Here is a 5,082-nt window from a genome sequence, read left to right as displayed (position 1 = left end):
TAATTGGTATATTTTTGATAAATATTCCAGTTTTGCGCACTTGACTATTTTTAAAATTTTTTGTGCAACGCTAATGAGGAAAATTATAAAATATGCCCATGTGGATAAATAGGGGCTTGTTGAGCTGCGCCCAGCTCTAGCGCCCAGAAACGATGCGACTTCACGAATCGCCCTAATCTAAGTCAACATCGGCTCGCAATCTCACTGTGATTCCTTTATCACCGTTGACTCGCCAATCATCGTTTCTAATCGGGCGCTTGCGCTCTTGTTCTTTATTGTAAATCCATACATGAAAACAGCGTTTTGTATTGGATAAAAGCGCTTAATTGTTTATCTGTATAGAATTACGAAGATAAGCTTAAACTAACCTCAACGATCGTTTATTCAGGTGGTTAAAGCGTATGAGTGTAGATGAACTATATTATCAAATTTATGAATTAAAAGAAAGACTTGGCATTCTACAGGAAGAGTATTGGCATCAAACTTCTGGTCCAGATACATGGTATTTTTGGTTCAATATTGTGAGTGTAATCATTCCTTTCGTTCTTTTATACTTTTTCTTGGATCGAGGGAGAGTATTTGAAATCGGTTTTTATGGTTTTGCCATACATGTCATGTGGTCTAATCTTGATAATGTATTATCGATGTATAATTATCTTATTACACCACATAGTATTTCCTACTTATTTCCAACAAGTCTTACAGTGACAACAGTTGTGCTGCCGATTGGATTTATGTTGCTCTACCAATATTGTACGAATAAAGGGAAAAATTTTTATTTATATGCTATCGTGCTTTCTGCTGGATTTGGATATGGATTAGCCTCTATTTTTATTGCTTTGGATATGTTAATTTTGCATGGAGGAATGAAGTTAACCTATATATTCTTATTGGATGTTGCTATTTCGTATCTTGCTTTTTGGCTAACCAAATTGTTCTGGTGGTTAAAAAATCATGGACCTAAAAAAACAGGCTAAGGAGTAAATCCTCCTAGCCTGTTTTTCCTTTTATTCTGTTAGTCCCTCAATGGAGATTGTTTCTACTATTCCGGTTTGATTGTCACGCATATTTGCTTCTAATTGAACTTTATCGCCTATTTGCAAGAAAATGGATCTTGGTGCTTTTCCAGAATTTACGGTATAAATAGTCGCATCATCTTTAAGTAAGAATTGAACAATTTGTTTTTTATCTTGCGTTGTTACAACAACCCGTTCAACAATACCATTTCTCTTTTCTAATGCTGCTTCTCCAGTTGATTCCACATTACTAGGATCTTGCGCCAAAGCTAAACGATAAGCCTCAAGTGTACTTCTGGCAGTATCACCAAAAACAACAAAATCGGAATCAGACGCTTTAATATATGCATAATGTTTAAATAATCCGTTTGGATCAAGGACATTTACAACCCATGTTGGATTCCCATCAATGTTGTAAAGAATTGGCATGGAACCAGTCCATTTCTTTTCAGGGAACTCTTTATTTACAATTTCCTTTGCACCCTTACTATCCATTATGCCGTTATTCTTTTCCCCGTTATAATATGTTAGTTCACCTGTTCTTGCATTAATTAAGGTGTAACCAAGTGCGGAGTCAATATTCTCTTTTGGGGAAGACATATCAGTAAAATAATGCATCTCTCCATTCTCATCAAAAATTGGTGTAACGCTTGATTCCGTACCAGATTCATTCGGAATCTTTACATCCTTTTTGCCAAAAAGGGAGTTCAGCCACCCATGAATATATTTCCCGAAATATTCATTCTCATTTGAGGCCATTTCTGAACTAATGGATCCATCAATAAATTCAGGTGCATCAGCAGCATGATATAGTTTAACATCACCTGTAACAGGATCGACTACGGCAACATGTAATTTTTCCATATCTGGCTTGTTCGTTAGTCCGATTGGTTTAAAGAGCGTTTGAACATACCAAGGCTTTCCATTTTCGTCTACTTCAATTTGTGCCTCACCACTTCGAATATAATCTGGATGCGCATTATAAATGGTACGATCAATGTTATGATGAAAGTAGCTCGAATTTGTATACTTCATATTATTTTTAATAAATTTTGGCTGGGCATTAACATCAGTAGCAGAGATAGTGAAATAACCTTCTGTCTCTTTGCCTCTAAAGTACCTCCAGAAATCAGTGAACTCTACCGGTGCAACGAACACAATGTCATCTTTAATTTTTTGCACCTGCAACTTACCTAAGTCATAATATTGTGTGTTTGGTACTACACTCATCGCCTTCTGTACTTTATTTCGAGCAAACTCAGGCGAAACAACAATTGGTGTAGCATCTTTATCTAAAGGTTTGGCTTCAGCTACTTCTTCTTTAGCAATGGATTCATACGTATCATCTAAGGTGAATATTCCTAATACAAAAAATCCAGGAATAGCTATAACAGTAAATACAATGATGGCCCCTGTGATCACATCAAACTGTTGACTTGATTTGCTAAAAGGCTGGCTTGACGTAAGCATATACAAACCAGTCATACCAGCTACTCCAATGATGATATTGGCAATCGTCATATTTGGAATCGTAATAGGTGGCATAAAAATATAGACGATTATAGCCCCTATGATAAATAAAGTCGCAAATATAATAGCAACTGCCTTAAAAGTTGTTCCTCGATATTTCTTGTTTTTAAGTACAAAATATCCAGCAATAACAAAATACAGGATAAAGGATAGAATCGTTGTTGTTAATATTCCTGTCATGCTTTCATCTCCTATCTTCTTTACAAGAGGGAACTTTGAGAGTCCGGAAAAAATAGTAGCTTTATATACACAAAAACAATATGTGAACCCTACAAGTAATGATGTGATTATTACCTTTATGAATGTATACGTTGAAAATGAATAAAAAGTTTCAGTTTAGGCACATTTATTTTCAAATAAATATAAATTCATTAAAATAGGGGGATACGAATGCAAAGGGGGGAGCGGATGAAACAAATTTATAGTGATGTTATTCAATTTCGTGGTAGTCATTATGAATATGGGATTAGGCAGGGTGAATGGTTAAGAAATTCATTTATTCTTGAAAACAGAAAGAAGCAATGGGGAATTAGAAGACCGCGTTTCACTATTAATGAAAGTGAGGCAAAGGCGGCTATCACGACGTTTGCTCCAGGAATATGGGAAGAACTTCAAGGACTCATGCATGCGTTAAAGTGGGATATCAATGATGTACTTCAAGAGTTCGGTGGCTATCGTTTAGCGTATACCAAAAGTGGTTGTTCTATTTTTACAGGGTCCAATTATATGATACGTAATTATGACTATCATCCGAAAACTTATGAAGGGCGCTATACCATTTTTCAACCAAATGATCAAGGTTTCGCGACCATTGGACCGTCACAGCGCATTACTGGCAGAATGGATGGTATGAACGAACATGGTCTTGCATTGGGCTATAATTTCATTCATCGTCGAAAGCCGGGTGATGGCTTTATTTGTAATATGATCGGAAGAATAATTTTGGAAAGCTGTAGAAATACAGAAGAGGCAATACATTTATTGAAAGATATTCCTCATCGGCACTCATTTAGTTATGTATTGTTAGATAGGAGCGGGGATTCTATTGTAGTAGAAGCATCACCGCGAGCTGTTAAGGTACGTCAGTCACATGTATGTACCAATCATTTTGAAACATTAACAGCTGAAAACCGTTACCATTTGGATGATTCCTATCGAAGGAAGCGGGCAATAGATGAGCAAAAGGGGTCATTAAATAATGCTTATCAAGCATTTGAAATGATGAATAATTCAACAAGAGGTGTATTCTCTACTAAATATAAAAACTGGTCGGGAACCATTCATACCTCTGGTTATTTTCCTAAAGAATTAAAGGTGTGGTTTGCTTTAGGTGGAGATCGAAAGCCAGAAATCTTTGACTTTAAACGATGGTTAAAAGGGGAGAATATAGCCATGAAACGAGTAATTGGAATGGTTGATACGGACTTGCCATTTGTTCATATGGAAGAAAATGTTCGATAAATACTATTATTTAGGAATTCAATGTTTAAAGTGTTGAGGTTTAAGGGAAAATAAATTTAGACTGACATTATCTGTACAAGTACTTGCTCAACAGAATAGGAGTTTATTACAGCTCAAGAAACATGGATTACATGCATGATCATTCAGAATAAAAGGATTTATTTATTTGAATGAAGTTTTACTTTATTTATGAGTTCCAGTTATATTATACTCAAATGGAATATGAAGGTAGGAGGTAATCTAATGAAGCTTTTTCAGGTAAGGAAGGGCCAATTCGTTTTTTACAAGAATGAATTGCATAAAGTATATTCGGTAAAACCGATGTTTAAAAAATCGGTTCATTTATATCGCCTAAAGGATATGCAGCAAATTCTAACGAAAGCAAGCGAAATAGAACTCTATAGACCACAACATAATGATACATTTATTTTTTACGGGAAAAGGTATACGATTGATAAGAATAAGATGCCAGAACCAGGGGACTATATTCTAATTATTAAGCCAGCTCCAGATTTCCTTGACCATTATTCCTTAAATGCTATTGAAAAAGTAGATAGTGTGGAAGACGGGAATGTTGTTACCACTAGAGATAATGGAGTGAAGCATAGTGAATATGTTGTAATGGTCCCAGGTAAGGCTGATGCAAGTCAAGAAATAGCTTATTATGATAAAAGCCTCGTGCCAGAAGAACAGCAAATTCAAGATGAATCGATTAGCTACCTTGCTGAAAGTGACGGTAGCTTAAAGCCAGTCGTTGGTGATATATATATTGATATTGCTAATGAAACAAAAGCAATGATTGTCGCTATGACAGAAGATGAGGTTGTGTTCGGGCATGGAGTACGTGTACATGTGGCGGATCTACTTAATGAGGAAAATTACAAGTTAGTTTATCGTTTTGAGGAAGATTTATAATTAATCATCAGTCCCTAATCATCAAAAATTGGCGATTAGGGATTTTTTTATAAGTTAAGAAAGTATAAAATCAGTGCAATGATTGCGTTAAGCCAAGTAGTTATTTTGAAATGTTTGATGTATATTGGCAATGCTCCGACGAATTACTTCGCTTTCGGCG

General features: G+C 35.6%; 4 protein-coding genes. 3 read left to right on the top strand and 1 reads right to left on the bottom strand.

Annotated elements, in window-relative coordinates:
- The first annotated feature begins 401 nt into the window (after nt 1-401).
- Entirely contained in the window at nt 402-977 is a 576-nt protein-coding gene (locus Q1A47_RS19905) for a hypothetical protein (RefSeq protein WP_121604708.1), read from the top strand.
- 30 nt (nt 978-1,007) lie between these two features.
- On the opposite strand, the gene Q1A47_RS19900 is transcribed toward Q1A47_RS19905, so the two are convergent.
- Entirely contained in the window at nt 1,008-2,726 is a 1,719-nt protein-coding gene (locus tag Q1A47_RS19900; protein WP_026682775.1) for a DNA-binding protein, read from the bottom strand.
- Nucleotides 2,727-2,954: 228 nt separating this feature from the next.
- On the opposite strand from Q1A47_RS19900, the gene Q1A47_RS19895 reads away from it, so the two are divergent.
- Complete coding sequence (locus Q1A47_RS19895) at nt 2,955-4,007, top strand: C45 family peptidase (protein WP_026682774.1); 1,053 nt, start codon at nt 2,955-2,957, stop codon at nt 4,005-4,007.
- Nucleotides 4,008-4,250: 243 nt separating this feature from the next.
- A complete protein-coding gene (locus Q1A47_RS19890) occupies nt 4,251-4,922 on the top strand; it encodes a hypothetical protein (RefSeq protein WP_026682773.1) in 672 nt (223 codons plus the stop codon).
- Nucleotides 4,923-5,082 lie beyond the last annotated feature (160 nt).

It is taken from the genome of uncultured Virgibacillus sp., from assembly GCF_947495635.1.
GTDB classification, from domain to species: domain Bacteria; phylum Bacillota; class Bacilli; order Bacillales; family Amphibacillaceae; genus Virgibacillus; species Virgibacillus salarius.
This window is presented reverse-complemented; position numbering and strand designations above follow the sequence as displayed.

Excerpts from the sequence above, each read along its gene's own strand:
- Q1A47_RS19905 (WP_121604708.1), top strand. The coding sequence starts at position 402 with ATGAGTGTAGATGAACTATATTATCAAATTTATGAATTAAAAGAAAGA.
- Q1A47_RS19900 (WP_026682775.1), bottom strand. The coding sequence starts at position 2,726 with ATGACAGGAATATTAACAACAACGATTCTATCCTTTATCCTGTATTTT.
- Q1A47_RS19895 (WP_026682774.1), top strand. The coding sequence starts at position 2,955 with ATGAAACAAATTTATAGTGATGTTATTCAATTTCGTGGTAGTCATTAT.
- Q1A47_RS19890 (WP_026682773.1), top strand. The coding sequence starts at position 4,251 with ATGAAGCTTTTTCAGGTAAGGAAGGGCCAATTCGTTTTTTACAAGAAT.